The following is a 15,611-nucleotide window of genomic DNA, read 5'->3' as shown; positions in this document are numbered from 1 at the left end:
GTGAACCCCGATGGGCTCGCCAGGCTGGACCCGCCTCAGGGGGACCCCGGGTGGGTGCGTCTCAGGCAGGCGCGAGCCCGCCCCTGGGGCACCCGGCACACCCGGGCGGGCGCCACTCGGGTGTGCACACCTCGGCCGAGCCGACCCGCGAGCTGGCACCTGGGCGGGACGACCCCCAGGTCGGGTGGAGCACGGATGGGGTGACGCGCGGATGGGGCGCCCCGGCCCGCCGATCTCGCGAGCTGTCGCGCGATCGGCTCCACCAGGTGAGGTGAACCACAATCCTGACCGATCGGTTGAATACTGGCCGATCGGTCAGGCAAGCTGATTGACATGGCAGGCAGCACTCCCGCGCGTGAGCGCACCCGGCGTGAGATCGAGCAGCAGGCGGTCGCGCTGTTCGCGAGCAAGGGGTACAGCGCGACTTCCCTGCAGGACATCGCCACCGCCGCGGGGTGCTCCAAGGCGACCGTGCTCTACCACTTCAACGGCAAGGCCGCCGTACTGGCTGCTGCGCTGGAGCCGTCGAAGCAGGCGCTGAAGGTCGTGATCGCCGAGGCCGAGCAGTTGCCCGCGGACGAGGCCCAGGAGTTGGCGATCGTGCGGTTCAGCGAGCTCGCGGTCGGGGCTCGTGGGCTGATCGCCGTGCTGTCCGACATCCTGCCGACGATGGACGGGATGCCCGAGTTCGCCGAGTTGATCAGCGAGGGCATCCGGCTCACCGAGATCATGGCCGGCCAGAGTCACGACCAGCTGGAGCTGGACGTGGCGAAGTTCGCCGTCAACGGGTTGCTGGGCGAGTGCCGGCACCCGGGAGAGCGCTCCGACGCGGAGCTGCTCGAGCTGTGCAACACCGCTCTGCGCCGGCTGCTCCGTCCGCCGGCGACCAGCGAACCGGCCCTCGGCGCCACCTCGCCGGCGACCGGAGCCTGATTCCCCTGCCCGCCCGGACCATCCGAAACGGACGTACTGACTGATGGCGAATCTCCTGTACCGGCTCGGCCGGTTCTCCTACCAGCGGCGGCGGCTCGTCGCCTCGCTCTGGGCGCTGGTGCTGGTCCTGCTCGGGGTCGGCGCGCTGACCCTGGGCGGCCAGACCGCGAACACGTTCTCGATCCCGGGCACCGAGTCGCAGCGCGCGCTCGACGCGCTGGCCAAGGACATGCCGGCCGCCAGCGGCGCGTCGTCGAGCGTCGTGGTGAAGGCCCCGGCGGGCAAGACGCTGATGGACCCGGCGGTCAAGGCCGCGGTCGGGGTCACCGTCGCGAAGGTCGCGAAGGTGCCCGAGGTGGTCGGCGCCGTTGACCCGTACACCGCGCGGGCGATCAGCCCGGACGGGACCACCGGGCTGATCCAGGTGCAGTTCGCGAAGTCCGCCGACCAGCTCTCCGAGGAGAGCACCAAGGCGTACGACGGACTGGACGCGCTCAGCACCGGCGACCTGCGGGTTGTCCCGGGCGGTGCGGTGGTCGGCGGGCCGCCGGAGATCGGCAGCACCGAGGTGATCGGTGTCGCGATCGCCGCGGTCATCCTGGTGATCACCTTCGGCTCGCTGGTCGCCGCGGGCATGACGTTGCTGACGGCACTGATCGGCGTACTGGCCGGGATGGCCGGCCTGTTCCTGGTCACCGCGTTCACCGAGGTCTCCTCGACCGCCCCGATCCTGGCGCTGATGCTCGGCCTGGCCGTCGGGATCGACTACGCGCTGTTCATCAGCTCGCGGCACCGGTCGCAGCTCGCCGAGGGGATGGACCCCGAGGAGTCGGTGGCGCGCGCCACGGCGACCGCCGGTTCGGCCGTGCTGTTCGCCGGCGCGACCGTCGTGATCGCGCTGGCCGGGCTGAGCCTGGTCGGCGTACCGTTCCTGACCGCGATGGGCCTGGCCGCGGCCGCGACCGTGCTGACCGCCGTACTGGTCGCTCTGACGCTGCTGCCGGCGATGCTCGGCTTCGTCGGCAAGCGGGTGCTGCCGCGCAAGCTGCGCCACCACGGCGCGCACGCCGCCGAGCCGGTCGAGGTCAAGGAGGGCTTCGGTTTCCGCTGGGCCCGGCTGGTGACCCGCTTCCGCGTCCCGATCGTTGCCCTGGGCATCCTCGGGCTCGGTGCGCTGGCGCTGCCGGTGCAGGACATGCGGCTGGCGATGCCGGACGGCGCGACCGCCGCGGAGAACACCAACCAGCGGATCGCGTACGACCTGTCCGCGGCGGCCTTCGGCCCCGGCTCGAACGGACCGCTCGTGGTGGTCGTGAAGACGCCGAACGCGCAGCAGTCCGAGGCGCTGGTCGGTCAGGTGCTCGGGCTGACCAAGAACTTCGAGGACATCGTCGCGGCCCAGCCCGGCCCGGCCAGTCAGGACGGTGCGACCCGGCTGATCAGCGTGATCCCGGCCAGCGGGCCCGCGAGCGAGCAGACCGCCGACCTGGTCGGTGACCTGCGCGACTCGCTGAAGCCGCTGTCGGTGAACGGCGCGGACGTCTCGATCACCGGCAACACGGCGATCGGGGTGGACGTGTCGCAGAAGCTGACCGACGCGCTGCCGACGTACCTGCTGGTCGTGATCGGGTTGTCGTTCCTGCTGCTCCTGCTGGCGTTCCGGTCGATCCTGGTGCCGCTGAAGGCGACGCTGGGCTTCCTGCTGACGATCGGCGCGACGTTCGGGATCACCGTCGGGGTGTTCCAGCTCGGCTGGGGCGCGGCGCTGTTCGGGGTGGACTCCCCGGGCCCGCTGGTCAGCTTCCTGCCGATCATCATGATGGGCATCCTGTTCGGGCTGGCGATGGACTACGAGGTGTTCATCGTGTCCCGGGTCCGGGAGGAGTTCGTGCACGGCAAGCACGCGACCCAGGCGACGATCGCCGGCGTCGGGCACGGCGCCCGGGTGGTGACCGCGGCCGCGCTGATCATGGCGGCGGTGTTCGCGGGCTTCATCCTGGTGCACGACCCGATCATCAAGACGATCGGCTTCGGGCTGACCGTCGGCGTGCTGATCGACGCGTTCGTGGTCCGGATGACGATCGTCCCGGCGGTGCTGTCGCTGCTCGGCGACCGGGCCTGGTGGTTCCCGAAGTGGCTGGACCGGATCACCCCGAAGGTCGACATCGAGGGCGAGTCGCTGCGCGTCGACGAGCCGAAGGACAAGGAGCTCGTCGAAGCCTGACGAGGCCGGGCGCGCCGTGGGTCGACTGCGGCGCGACCGGTACGGCGGGAGCCTGATCGAGCAGGGCGTGGCCGACCCGGCCACGCCCTAGTCTCGGGCCATGGCCGACCTGCCCGAGGACCTGCGGATCCTGCTCAGCGACGACCGTCCGTACCTGCATCTGTTCGGGCCGGACGCGCCCTGGCCGTTCCCGGACGGCTGGCTGGAGGACACCCGGGCGCGGGCGACCGCCCTGGTCCGCGACCCGGCCTTCGAGCGCTTCACGCTCACCGGCAAGCTCGCCCGCTCGTACCTGCGCGAGGACGCACCGGTGCTGGCGGCAACGTTCCACGACCTCAACGCCCTGCTCTACGCACCGCTCAGCATCGCCAGCGGCCCCGGCGCGAACCAGCTGTCGCTGCTGATGGAGGAGTTCCGCACCGAACCCACCACGCCGTTCAAGTTCGACGGCTGGCTGACCAAGAGCCGGACCGAGCTGCCGGGGAGCTGGTTCGCCAAGCTGGGCGCAGCTCCCGAGCTCCGCGAGCGGCTGGTCGAGTTCTGCCGCCAGAGCCTCGACCTGTACCGCGGCGTCGAGCCCTTCGAGCCGCGACGGACGTTCCTGGCCGGCCTGTTCGACCGCGTCGCCGAGGACCCCGACCTGCTCCGCGCCCACCGCGAGCTCCCGTACGACGAGCTGAAGGAGCTGTGGCGCACCGAACTGTGCGCGGGCGACGAGGCGTTCGCCGTACTGCCTGAGCAGTCGGACAACCCGCTCGAGCTGCTGATCTGGGGGATGACGCGGCTGCGCACGGCGTACGCCGAGGTCTCGGCGGTCACTCCGGAGCGGGAGCAGTCGTTCGAGCTGCACCTGGCCGAACTGCTGCATCAGGTGGGGCGGATCGACGTACCGGCCGGGCTGCTGTTCGCCGGAGTGAGTACGGCGGAGGTGCAGGAGCACTTCGACGAGCTGGCCAAGGATCACGACCAGGAGGCGTGGCTCCGTCGCCAGGAAGGCTGGATGGCCCGCGCCTGCGTGGCCGGCGCCGCGCACGCGACTCGACGCTGGCTGGGCGCGATGTACCAGGTCGGCGGCTGTCTCGCCGGGCTGCCGGGCTGGCCGGTCGCGTCGGACCACCTCAACCTGCCGCGGCGGTACCTGCGCAACCTCCGGACGCTGTACGACCTGCGCTCGGCGGCCCGCCAGCACACCGTCGCGCCGGCCGGCTCCGACCCGATGGGCGAGCTCGCGGGGATGGTCGGGCTGACCGCGGTCAAGCAGCAGATCGGCGAGCTGGTCGCCGAGGCGAAGGTCGCCGGGCTGCGCGCCGGGGCGGGGATGACGATCACCCGGCGGACGCGGCCGCTGCTGTTCGTCGGGCGGCCGGGGACCGGGAAGTCGACCGTCGCGCGGCACCTCGCGACGGCGTACCGGCAGTACGGGCGGCTGACCTCCGGGCATGTGGTGAGCGTCGGCCGGTCGGATCTCACGACGGGCGGGGTCGTTCCGACGCCGGTGAGGGTGCAGAGCGCTGTCGCTCGCGCGGTCGGCGGTCTGCTGTACGTCGACGAGGCGCACCGGCTGAGCAAGCATCCGGACGTGCTGTCGGCGCTGGTGCAGGCGATGGACGAGCAGCGCGACGACCTGGTGGTCGTGCTCGCGACCTCCCCGGACGCGGTCGACGAGCTGCTGGACAGCCATCCGGGGCTGCGCTCGCGGGTCGGGCGGGTGCTGACCTTCCCCGACTACACCGACGCCGAGCTGCTCACGCTGTTCCGGACCCTGGCCGGTACGGCGGGGTACGTGCTGGCCGGCGACGTCGCCGACCGGGTGCCGCTGCTGCTCAAACGGTTGCCCAGGGCAATTGGTTTCGGGAACGCGCGGGCGGCCCGGTCGCTGCTGGAGCAGATCTCGGTCCGGCAGGCGGTGCGGATCGCGGCGCTGGCCGATCCGTCACCGGAGCAGGTCCGCGAGCTGATCGCCGACGACCTGCCGCTGCTGGCGGCCGAGGGCATCGGCGGTCCGGCTCCGGAGCAGCGCCGCTCCGCGCACGAGCAGCTCGAGCGGATGGTCGGCCTGGCCGAGGTCAAGGACGCAGTACGGCGACTGACCGCCGAGGCGGCCGCCGAGGTCCTCCGCGCCAAGGCCGGGATCCAGCCCGTCGAGCAGTCCCGGCACCTGGTCTTCCTCGGCAACCCGGGCACCGGCAAGACGACGGTCGCGCGGCTGATCGCCGAGATCTATCGCGACCTGGGCCTGCTCGGCAGCGGTCAGCTCGTCGAGGTGACCCGGACCGACCTGATCGCGGAGTACGTCGGCCAGACCGGGCCGAAGGTCCGCCGGGCCGTCGAGAGCGCGATCGGCGGCGTGCTGTTCATCGACGAGGCGTACGCGCTCGCCGACAACACGGCGTACAGCGCGGAGGCGATCGCGACGCTGGTGCAGCAGATCGAGCTGCACCGCGACGAGCTGGTCGTGGTGATCGCCGGCTACGCGAAGGAGATGAAGCGGCTGCTGGACTCGAACAGCGGGCTGCGGTCGCGCTTCCCGGTCACGCTGCGGTTCGCCGACTACTCGGTCGGCGAGCTGACCGGGATCTTCCGCGGGCTCGCCGAGGACGCCGGGTTCACGCTCGGCGACGGCGTACCGGAGCGGGTCGGGCGGCTGCTCGGACCGCTGCGGGGCGAGTACGGCTTCGGCAACGGGCGGGAGGCGCGCAGCGTGTTCGAGGCGACGGTCGCGCGGCAGGCGACGCGGATCGCCGAGCTCGACGGACCAGGTCCGGAGGAGCTGGCCGAACTGCTGCCCGGTGACGTGCCGCCGAGCTGGCGGCAGCGGAGCACGCCGCCGGTGGGGCAGTACCTGTAGGGAATCTTTCCCGGTCTTGCCGCCGTTGGGACGGATAGTTTATTCTTGAACTACCTGCTCAGCGAGGAGACCTCCATGCCTGCCGTCACCGTCAGCGACATCACCGTGCTGCCCCGCGTCCACCAGCCCGACCCGGCCGTGTCCCGCGAGCGCGCGGTCCGGTCGGTGACGTCGGCGCCGAGCGGGTACGAGGGCGAGGGTTTCCCGGTCCGCCGGGCCTTCGCCGGGGTGGACCTGCGCGACCTGGACCCGTTCATCCACATGGACCAGATGGGCGAGGTCGAGTACGCGCCGGGCGAGCCGAAGGGCACGCCGTGGCACCCGCACCGCGGCTTCGAGACCGTCACCTACATGCTCGACGGGATCATGGAGCACCAGGACTCCCAGGGCAACGGCGGTGTGATCACCAACGGCGACACCCAGTGGATGACCGCCGGCAGCGGCCTGCTGCACATCGAGACGCCGCCGGAGCACCTGGTGACCAGCGGCGGCCTGTTCCACGGCATCCAGCTCTGGGTGAACCTGCCGCGGGCGCAGAAGTGGGCCCCGCCGCGCTACCAGGACATCCGCGGCGGCGACTCGGCCCTGCTGTCCACGCCGGACGGCGGCGCGCTGATCCGCGTCATCGCCGGCTCGGTCGACGGGCACGACGGCCCCGGCTCGACTCACACGCCGATCACGCTCGTGCACGCCTCGGTGAGCCCGGGTGCGGAGATGGTGCTGCCCTGGCAGCCGGACTACAACGCGCTCGTGTACGTGCTGGCCGGCCAGGGCACGGTCGGCGCCGAGCGGCGCCCGTTCCGCAAGGGCCAGCTCGCGCTGTTCGGCCCCGGCGACACGATCCGTACCCAGGCCGCGACCTCCCAGCCGCTGGCCGAGCCGAACCTCGACGTCCTGGTCCTCGGCGGCCGCCCGATCCGCGAGCCGGTCGCGATGGCCGGCCCGTTCGTGATGAACACCCGCGACGAGGTCGTCCAGGCCTTCGAGGACTTCCAGGCCGGCAAGCTCGGCACCATCCCCGCCGTGCACGGCGCCCCGACCGAGCTGCGCGAGTCGAACTGACCCCGCGCCGATGACCCCACCGCCGGTGTAGACCGGTTGGTGGGGTGGTGCGGATGCGTCGGGTGCTCTTGGTTCTGGTGCTGCTGGTCGCTGGGTGTTCCTCGCCTGCCGACGTACGGGTCGAGGTGGAGCCGACGGCGCTCGCAGACGCTGCGACGCACGTGAAGGTGACCGGGCTGGGGAGCGGCGACGCGGTGGAGATCGCGGCGGAGACCGCCGACTCCACAGGCAAGGTCTGGAAGGCTGCGGCGACGTACAAGGCCGACGAGCACGGGGTCGTCGACCTCGACCGGGCCGCACCGACCGGCGGGAGCTACACAGGGGTCGACGGGATGGGCCTGTTCTGGGCGATGAACTCACCGGACGGGGATCCTGAGCAGCAGTACTACCTGCCTGAGTTGTCCGACGGGGCGCCTCGGTCGGTCGTGCGGTTCAGCGTGCGGGACGAGGACGGGAAGACGCTCGCGACGGCGACACAGACGCGGCGATTCTTGAGCGACGGGGAGACCAACCGAACGCTGACACTGGCGCACGACAAGGCGGTCGGGCGGGTGTTCCTGCCGAAGCCTGACGGTCAGCGGCATCCGGGCGTGCTGCTGCTCGGCGGGTCCGAGGGCGGGATGAGTCTGACGCTGACGGCCGCGCTGCTGGCGGCGTACGGGTATCCGTCGCTGACCGTCGCGTACTTCGGGGAGCCTGGGCTGCCGAAGACGCTGAAGCAGATCCCGCTGGAGTACTTCGAGACCGCGGCGAAGCTGCTCGCCGCCCAGCCTTCCGTCGATCCCACGCGGGTGATCGCGCTCGGTGTCTCGCGCGGCGCCGAGGCGTCGCTGCTGATGGCGCAGGACTTCCCCGCGCTGATCCACGGCGCTGTGCTCTACGGCCCGACCTCGAAGGTCGCGCCGGGCTTCCCCGACTACCTCTCCAAGTCCTGGACGCTGCACGGGACGCCGCTCGCCGAGGACCTGATCCCGGTCGACCGCGTCAGCGGCCCGGTGCTCGCCGTGGCCGGTACGGCGGACGGCGTCTGGCAGTCGGCTCCGGCCGCCCAGCTGATCACCACCGAGCTCGACGCAGCCCACAATCGCCATCCCCACAAGGCGTTGATCTACCCCGGCGCCGGGCACAACGTCGGCACCTACCCGTACGTCCCGCAGGGCACGCAGTTCTACGAGCCCGCGGCGAAGCACACGGCATACCTGGGCGGCACCCGCCCGCTCAACGCTGCCGCCCAGGCCGACTCCTGGCCGCAGGTCATGGCGTTGCTGCGGGCGCTCTAGAAGTTGTCGGCCGCGATGTAGCGCGGGATCCGCTCGTCGTCCGGATCGGCGCCGTACACCGTCGCGAACGCGCGCGCGGTCGGCGGTCCGCCGTACTGGGGGTTGAGGCCGCCGGACAGGCTCTGTGTCATCACCGCGACGTCGACGTACGGATCGCCGAGACCGAGCCGGCTCAGGTCCAGGACGCCGGTGCAGCGCAACGTCTCCGGGTCGATCAGGACGTTGGGCAGGCAGTAGTCGCCGTGGGTGACCACGGTCGGCGTTCCGGGGAAGGGTGAGGTGAACGGGCAGTCGGTCAGCTCGTGAAGTTGCTTCAGGCAATCAATGACCGCGGCCAGTACGACGGGACGCTCGGCAGCCGGCCATGGCTGCGAGGCGTCGCGGCCGGGGAGCGCGGAGGTGAGCATCCAGTCGTCGCCGCGGTCGAGAAGGCGTGGGCAGCTGAAGCCCGTGGCGCTCAGCCAGGCGACGCGGTCGGCCTCGGCGGCGGCCTCCGGGCCGGCCTTGTAGTACAGGGTTTCCGTCCCGCGCTCGAGGCGGACGACGGTCGCGCCGGAGAAGCCGATGTGCACCTGCTCGGCGGTCTGCGCGCCGAAGCGGGTCGCGAGGTTGTCCACGGCGGCACCCTAGGCGATCGGCCCAGGGTGCCGCGCGGGGATTTCTCAGTGCAGGTTGCGGTGCAGCGCGGAGATCAGCTCGCCGTCGGCGGTGTCGCCGTCCAGCGACCAGATCATCGCGCCGCCCAGGCCGCGCTTGTCGATGTAGCGGGCCTTGCGCTTGATCTCGGTCGGGTCGTCCCAGGTCCAGAACGTCGTCCCGTCGAACAGCCAGGCGAAGCCGGCCTTCTCGTCGCGGTGCACGGTGAACTGCGACAGCTTCGTCTTCAGCACCCGGTAGTCCTCGTTACCGGCCTCGTACGTCGCCGGCGCCGGCCCGGTCGCGGGCTGGAACAGGCCGTTGTTCTGGTTCGTCACGCCGGTCCAGCCGCGGCTGTAGAACGGGACGCCCATCACCAGCTTGCTGCGCGGCGCACCGCGGGTCAGGTACGCGTCGATCGTCACCTGCGAGCTGAACTCCGCCGTCGACGGGTCACCCTTCGGGCCGTCGATCGCCGACTGCTGGTTGGTGATCGGGTCCCAGCTGCCGTGGTAGTCGTAGCCCTGGGTGGTGCCGAAGGTCAGGTCCTTGAAGATCTTCTTGACCTCGAACCCGTTGTCCACCTGGGCCGGTGCGGCCGGCAGGAACGCCGACAGCGTGTAGCGGCCCTTGAACGGCCAGGACTGCCGGTCCAGCTGCTTGCGGTACTCGTGCACCAGACCGGTGAAGTTCTGCTTGTCCTCGGGCCGGATGATGTTGCCCGGGTTGCCTTCGCTGCCCGGCCACTCCCAGTCCAGGTCGATGCCGTCGAAGACGCCCTTCGCGGCGCCGGCCGGCAGGCCCGGAAGGTTGCCCTTGATCCACATGTCGACGCAGGACTTCACGCTCGCGGCGCGGTTCGCCGGCAGCGCGGCGTCCGAGAAGTACTTCGATCCGGTCCAGCCACCGAGCGAGATGCTGATCCGCAGCCTCGGGTACTTCTGCTTCAGCTGCTTGAGCTGGTTCAGGTTCCCAGCCAGCGGCTGACCGGCCACGTCGGCCTTGCCGTTGACGCTCTGCTCGGCGGTGAACGGCCGCTGGTAGTCGGCCCACGCGTCACTGCTGATGCACTTGCCCTGCTCGTCCAGGAACCCGAACGCGTAGTTCAGGTGCGTCAGCTTGGCGGCCGCGCCGCTCTTCACCAGGTCCTTCACCAGGACGTTGCGGTCGTAGCCGCTCCACTGGGTGTAGTACCCGACCACTCGTTTGCCGCTGCCGTGCGCTTCGGCCGGCACCGCGGTCAAACCCACCGGCGCCACGACGGCCACAGCCGTCAGCAGCACCAGACTCCGACGTTTCACTGACATTGATCTCCCCACCCGGGCGGTCACTAAGGGACAGATGCGGCTCACCCTAGGTCCCGGCGGTGAGTTAGGCAATGTCACTGCCGAAGTCACTTTGGCACATCCTCGCCAGCGGGGAGAGCGCTTTCTTTCCCCACACCCTTGGGTTAGTCGGTCGAGCCCCGGACCACCAGCCGAAAGTCGGTGGTGACGTGCTCCGGCGTCCGGGTGGGATCGGCCAGCCGCTGGGCGAGCAGCTCGACGCCGCGGCGGGCGATCTGGCCGACCGAGGGGGCGACGCTGGTGAGCGGCGGGGTGCTGTACCGCGCTTCCTCCACGTCGTCGAAGCCGACGACGGCCAGCTCACCTGGTACGTCGATCCCGAGCTCGGCGCAGCCGGCCAGTACGCCGAGCGCCAGCGAGTCGTTCAGCGCGAAGACCGCGTCAGCTCTCCTCAGCTTGTCCACCGCCGCGCGGCCGGCCTCCCGGGTCCACGGGATCGCCAACTCCTCCTGCGCTTCCAGCCCCGCCTCGGCCAGCGCCTCGCGGAAACCCTCGCGCCGCAGCCGCCCCGACTTGTTCGCTCCCGCATCCCCCAGCAGCGCCACCCTTTGCTTGCCCAAAGCAACCAAATGCGCGGTCGCCGCCCGCGCCCCCTCGACGTTCGGGATCGCCACCTGATCGAACGGCCCGTCCAGCCGCCGATCGCCGATCAGCACCAGCGGGTACGCCGTACCGGCCGCCAGCCGCGCATCCGCCGCCGTCAACTCGACCGCACTCAGCAGCGCGCCGTCGGTCAGGCTGCTCCGCCCACCCCCGAGCACCAGCCGCTCGCGCTCCCGCCGGCCGCCGGTCACCTCGACCATCACGGTCAGCTCGTGCCGCTCCGCCTCCTGCACGACCGCCTCGGCCAGGTCCGCGAAGTACCGCTCCCGCAGACTCGGTACACCGAGCGCGATCAGCCCGGTCCGCCCGAGCCGCAGCCCGCGCGCGGCCGCGCTGCGCTGGTACCCGAGCGCGTCGATCGCCGCCTGCACCTTCGCCCGGACCTCCGGGGAGACGTGCACGTACCCGTTGACGACGTTCGACACGGTCCGCGCCGACACCCCGGCGTACCGGGCCACGTCGCTCTGCCGCACCACCACCCGCGCTCCCTCACACCTGCGTACGCCGACCACTCCCGGACGCCTCGATGATCGCAGCACAGACCTCCAGCGCCCGCAGCCCCGCCGTCGCCGGGACCGGCGGCTGCTCCCCGGCGCGCAGCGCGGCGAGCAGGGCGTCGAGGTGCCGGTCGAAGGTCTGCTCGAAGGACCGGCCGCGGTCGTCGAAGTAGCCCGCCTCCCAGACCTCGCGGGTCTCGTTGCCGGCCGCGGAGAACGTGTAGCGCTTGACGGTGTCCTCGACGAGCACGCGCCCGGCGCGGCCGTTGACCTCCAGGTGATGCGTGCCCGAGTAGGCGTACGACGAGTCGTAGCTGCCGACGAGCGACCCGACCGCGCCGCTCGCGAACCGCAGCGTGGCAGCGACGGTGCTGCCGTGCAGCTCCGCCGAGACCGCCTCGATCGGGCCGCCGAGATGCTCGAGCATGTCGATGCCGTGGCACTGGGTCTCGATCAGGTTCGCGTACGGGTGATGCGCGCTGCTGCCCTCGCCGCCGAAGCGCCAGGTGAGGAAGTCGAGTACGCCGAGACGGCCGGACCGGATCGCTTCGTGCGCGCGTTGCACCGGTACGGCGTACCGGTGGTTGAAGTTGATCGCGAAGAAGGTGTCACCGGCTTCGGCGACGAGCGTGTGGGCCTCTTCGAGGTCGAAGACGAGCGGTTTCTCCACCAGTAAAGGGATTCTTCGCTTCAGCAGGCGCTCGGTGAGCGCGAAGTGGTCGGTGTTCGGCAGGCAGACCGAGACGAGATCGGGGCGTTCGGCATCGATCATCCGGTCGAGATCGTCGTAGCCGGTGGTGTGCCACTCGGCGGCCCGCCGCTCAGCCTTGCCGAGATCGCGCGACCAGATCCCGACCAGCTCGGCCTCCGGATGCTGCGCGAACGCCCGCGCGTGCTGCCGCCCCCACCCGCCGGCCCCGACCACCGCGACTCTGGTGTCAGGCATCTTGGGTCACCACGACCTTCCCGGTCTCGCCACCCAGGAACGTCTCAAACGCCGCTTGCGTCTCCGCGAGATCGAACTCGTGCGTGATCAACTGGCTGACCGCCTCGATATTCTCCAGCAGCAGTTGATGATTCCGCGCGAAATCGCCGTACGGGAAGTACTCGCTCCCGATCACCGCGGCCTCGTTCGACACCAGATCGCGCGACACATCGAGCTCCAGCCCCTGCCCGTGCCCCACGCACACCAGCACCCCACGCCGCCCCAGCCGCCGTACGGCGGTCTGCCGCGCCTCCGTCCGCCCACTCGCATCCACCGCGGCGTCGACCAGCGGCGGCTCCTGCACCGGCGTACCACCCATCCCCGCCGCGAAGTCGAGCCGCCACTGCGACGGATCACTCACGTACACCGGAAAATCAGCCCCGAACCGCAGCTTCGCCATCAACAACACCCCGAGCCCGACCGGCCCCACGCCGGCGACGTACAGATCCTCGATCTCCGGCCGCACCGCCAACGCCCGATCCAGCGCGTGCCCACTCGTCCCCATCACATCCAGCAAGGCCGTCGCGGTGGCGAACGGAACCCGCTCGTCCACCGGAAAGAACACCCGCTCCTCGACCACCGCGTAAGGCCCCAACCCACCCGCCCGGTTGAACCCCATGTCCCCACGCTTGTCGAGACAAACGTTCGTAGCCCCCGCCCGGCAACTCCGGCACTCCCCACAGAACACCATCAGATAGACCACCCCATGAGTCCCGACAGCCGTACTCGTCCCCTCCCCAACAGCAACCACCTCCCCCGCAGCCTCATGCCCCTGCACCACCTCCACCCCACCCGCGAACGCCCCCCGATCACTCCCACAGATCGCATTCGCCCGGCACCGCACCACCAACTCCCCCGGCCCTGCCACCGGCCGCTCCACCTCCCGAAACTCGACCCGGCCCCCACCCACCAGCACCGCCGCAAGATCCGCCATACCCCTGTGTTTCCATCATTTGCCACGTGGCAAACCCCAACCGCAAAGAAGGCGACCGCAACCAGCGCGGCCGCCTCCTCGGAGTCAGCTCAGTGGAAGAAGTGTCGCGTCCCCGTGAAGTACATCGTGACGCCGGCCTTGGTGGCGGCCTCGATGGCGGCTTCGTCGCGGATGGAGCCGCCGGGCTGGACGACGGCGGTGACGCCGGCTTCGAGGAGGACCTCGAGGCCGTCGGGGAAGGGGAAGAAGGCGTCGGAGGCGGCGACCGAGCCGGTGGCGCGTTCGCCGGCGCGGGAGACGGCCAGGCGGCAGGAGTCGACGCGGTTGACCTGGCCCATGCCGACGCCGACCGAGGCGCCCTGGGAGGCCAGCAGGATCGCGTTCGACTTCACCGCGCGGCAGGCCTTCCAGGCGAAGGCGAGGTCGGCCAGGACCTCCGGGGAGGCGGGCTCGCCGGCGGCCAGGGTCCAGGCGTTCGGGTCGTCGCCCTCGGCCTGGAAGCGGTCGGTGTGCTGCAGCAGCAGGCCGCCGCTGATCGCGCGCATCTCGACCTGCTCGGCGGCCGAGACCGCCGGCGCGACGAGCAGCCGGATGTTCTTCTTGCCCTGCAGGATCTCGACCGCGCCGTCCTCGTAGGCCGGCGCGACCAGCACCTCGGTGAAGATCTCCGCGACCTGCTTGGCCATCTCGACCGTCACCGGAGCGTTGGTCGCGATCACCCCGCCGTACGCCGAGACCGGGTCGCACTCGTGCGCGCGCCGGTGCGCCTCGGCGATGTCGGCGCCGACCGCGATCCCGCACGGGTTGGCGTGCTTGATGATCGCCACCGCCGGCTCGGCGAAGTCGTACGCCGTGCGCCGCGCGGCGTCCGCGTCGACGTAGTTGTTGTACGACATCTCCTTGCCGTGCAGCTGCTCGGCGCCGGCCAGGCCGCCGCGGCCGTTCAGGTACAGCGCGGCCGGCTGGTGCGGGTTCTCGCCGTAGCGCAGCACGGACTTCTTGTCCCAGGCCGCCCCGACCCAGGCCGGGAAGTTCGAGCCGTCGCTGGTGTCGGTGAGCACGCTGCCCATCCAGGACGCGACGGCGACGTCGTACTCGGCGGTGTGCACGAAGGCCGCGACCGCGAGCTTCTGCCGCTCGGCGAGCGAGAAACCGCCCTCGTCGAGCACGGTGTAGACCTGGTCGTACTGCGCCGGAGACGTGACCACGGCGACGTTCGCGTGGTTCTTCGCCGCGCCGCGGACCATCGACGGCCCGCCGATGTCGATCTGCTCGACGCACTCCTCGGTGGAGGCCCCGGAGGCGACCGTCTCGGTGAACGGGTACAGGTTGCTGACCAGGAGGTCGAACGGCTCGACCCGCATCTCGGCCAGCTGCTCGACGTGGTCGGCCTTGCGGACGTCGGCCAGCAGCCCGGCGTGCACCTTCGGGTGCAGGGTCTTGACCCGCCCGTCCAGGCACTCGGGGAAGCCGGTCAGCTCCTCGACCTTCGTCACCGGTACGCCGGCCGCGGCGATCCGCGCCGCCGTGGAACCGGTGGACACGATCTGGACGCCCGCCTCGGACAGCGCCTTCGCGAGCTCCTCCAGACCGGTCTTGTCGTAGACGCTGATCAGCGCCCGGCGGATCGGCCTGCGGTCGGCACTCACTTCAGTCGAACCTTTCGTCCGGTGATGGTCCAGCCCTGACGGACCAGCCGGCCGACCCACTCCACCAGCTGGCGGCGTTCGACCTCCTTGATCCGTTCGGTCAGGGTGTCTTCGGTGTCGTCGTCCTCGACCGGTACGACGACCTGGCCGATGATCGGCCCGGTGTCGACGCCGCCGTCGACGAAGAACAGGGTCGCGCCGGCCACCTTCACGCCGTACGCGAGCGCGTCGCGAGGGCCGTGGATGCCGGGGAAGGCCGGCAGCAGCGCGTTGTGGGTGTTCACGTAGCGGTCGCCGAAGGCGGCCAGGAAGTCGTCACCGACCAGCTTCAGGAACCCGGCCGAGACGACCAGGTCCGGCTGGTACCGCGCGACCGACGCGGTCAGCGCCCGGTCCCAGTCGGCCCGCTCGGCGTGGTCCTTGACCTTGTGCACGAACGTCGGCACCCCGGCCGCGGCGGCCTTGTCGAGGCCGGCGATCCCGTCCCGGTCCGCGCCGACGGCGACCACCTGCGCGCCGTACGCCGGGTCCGCGCAGGCGTCGAGCAGGGCCTGCAGGTTGGAGCCGGAGCCGGAGACGAGCACCACGAGCCGTGCGAATTCCACAGCCCGGAC

12 protein-coding genes are annotated in these 15,611 nt (G+C 71.0%); 5 read left to right on the top strand and 7 right to left on the bottom strand.

Translation table 11 applies throughout. From position 1 onward, the window contains the following. Positions 1-333: 333 nt before the first annotated feature. From ACZ6Z4_RS04600 to ACZ6Z4_RS04580, 5 genes are all read left to right on the top strand, one after another. Positions 334-933, top strand: coding sequence for a TetR/AcrR family transcriptional regulator (locus ACZ6Z4_RS04600; RefSeq protein ID WP_465558101.1), 600 nt, complete (start codon positions 334-336; stop codon positions 931-933). A 43-nt stretch (positions 934-976) separates the two neighbouring features. Beyond that, positions 977-3,157, top strand: a complete 2,181-nt coding sequence (locus ACZ6Z4_RS04595) for an MMPL family transporter (protein ID WP_465558099.1) — start codon at positions 977-979, stop codon at positions 3,155-3,157. Between the two features lie 100 nt (positions 3,158-3,257). Further along, a complete protein-coding gene (locus ACZ6Z4_RS04590) occupies positions 3,258-6,005 on the top strand; it encodes an AAA family ATPase (RefSeq protein ID WP_465558097.1) in 2,748 nt (915 codons plus the stop codon). 75 nt (positions 6,006-6,080) lie between these two features. Further along, positions 6,081-7,067, top strand: a complete 987-nt coding sequence (locus tag ACZ6Z4_RS04585; protein ID WP_363666620.1) for a pirin family protein — start codon at positions 6,081-6,083, stop codon at positions 7,065-7,067. A gap of 53 nt (positions 7,068-7,120) precedes the next feature. Further along, a complete protein-coding gene (locus tag ACZ6Z4_RS04580) occupies positions 7,121-8,347 on the top strand; it encodes an acyl-CoA thioesterase/bile acid-CoA:amino acid N-acyltransferase family protein (protein WP_465558095.1) in 1,227 nt (408 codons plus the stop codon). On the opposite strand, the gene ACZ6Z4_RS04575 is transcribed toward ACZ6Z4_RS04580, so the two are convergent. The 7 genes from ACZ6Z4_RS04575 to purN all read right to left on the bottom strand — a co-directional run bounded on the left by ACZ6Z4_RS04575 (position 8,344) and on the right by purN (position 15,602). Then, complete coding sequence (locus ACZ6Z4_RS04575; RefSeq protein WP_465558093.1) at positions 8,344-8,964, bottom strand: phosphotransferase; 621 nt, start codon at positions 8,962-8,964, stop codon at positions 8,344-8,346. The two genes, ACZ6Z4_RS04580 and ACZ6Z4_RS04575, sit on opposite strands and share 4 nt — an antisense overlap. Positions 8,965-9,009: 45 nt before the next feature. Then, positions 9,010-10,290, bottom strand: a complete 1,281-nt coding sequence (locus ACZ6Z4_RS04570) for a glycoside hydrolase family 18 protein (protein WP_465558091.1) — start codon at positions 10,288-10,290, stop codon at positions 9,010-9,012. Positions 10,291-10,433: 143 nt separating this feature from the next. After that, positions 10,434-11,411, bottom strand: a complete 978-nt coding sequence (locus ACZ6Z4_RS04565; RefSeq protein ID WP_465558089.1) for a LacI family DNA-binding transcriptional regulator — start codon at positions 11,409-11,411, stop codon at positions 10,434-10,436. A gap of 10 nt (positions 11,412-11,421) precedes the next feature. Further along, positions 11,422-12,375 (bottom strand): Gfo/Idh/MocA family protein, encoded by a 954-nt coding sequence (locus ACZ6Z4_RS04560; protein ID WP_465558087.1) that lies wholly within the window; start codon positions 12,373-12,375, stop codon positions 11,422-11,424. After that, positions 12,368-13,348, bottom strand: a complete 981-nt coding sequence (locus tag ACZ6Z4_RS04555) for an alcohol dehydrogenase catalytic domain-containing protein (RefSeq protein WP_465558085.1) — start codon at positions 13,346-13,348, stop codon at positions 12,368-12,370. The genes ACZ6Z4_RS04560 and ACZ6Z4_RS04555 overlap by 8 nt, the downstream gene beginning before the upstream one ends. A gap of 89 nt (positions 13,349-13,437) precedes the next feature. Then, on the bottom strand, positions 13,438-14,997 hold the full coding sequence (gene purH / locus ACZ6Z4_RS04550; protein WP_465558083.1) for a bifunctional phosphoribosylaminoimidazolecarboxamide formyltransferase/IMP cyclohydrolase: 1,560 nt from the start codon (positions 14,995-14,997) through the stop codon (positions 13,438-13,440). Next, positions 14,994-15,602 carry a phosphoribosylglycinamide formyltransferase gene (gene purN, locus ACZ6Z4_RS04545; RefSeq protein WP_465558081.1) on the bottom strand — a complete coding sequence of 203 codons (609 nt, stop codon included), beginning with the start codon at positions 15,600-15,602 and terminating at the stop codon, positions 14,994-14,996. The genes purH and purN overlap by 4 nt, the downstream gene beginning before the upstream one ends. Between the last annotated feature and the right edge of the window lie 9 nt (positions 15,603-15,611).

Source organism: Kribbella sp. NPDC104740, assembly GCF_055583505.1.
This window is presented reverse-complemented; position numbering and strand designations above follow the sequence as displayed.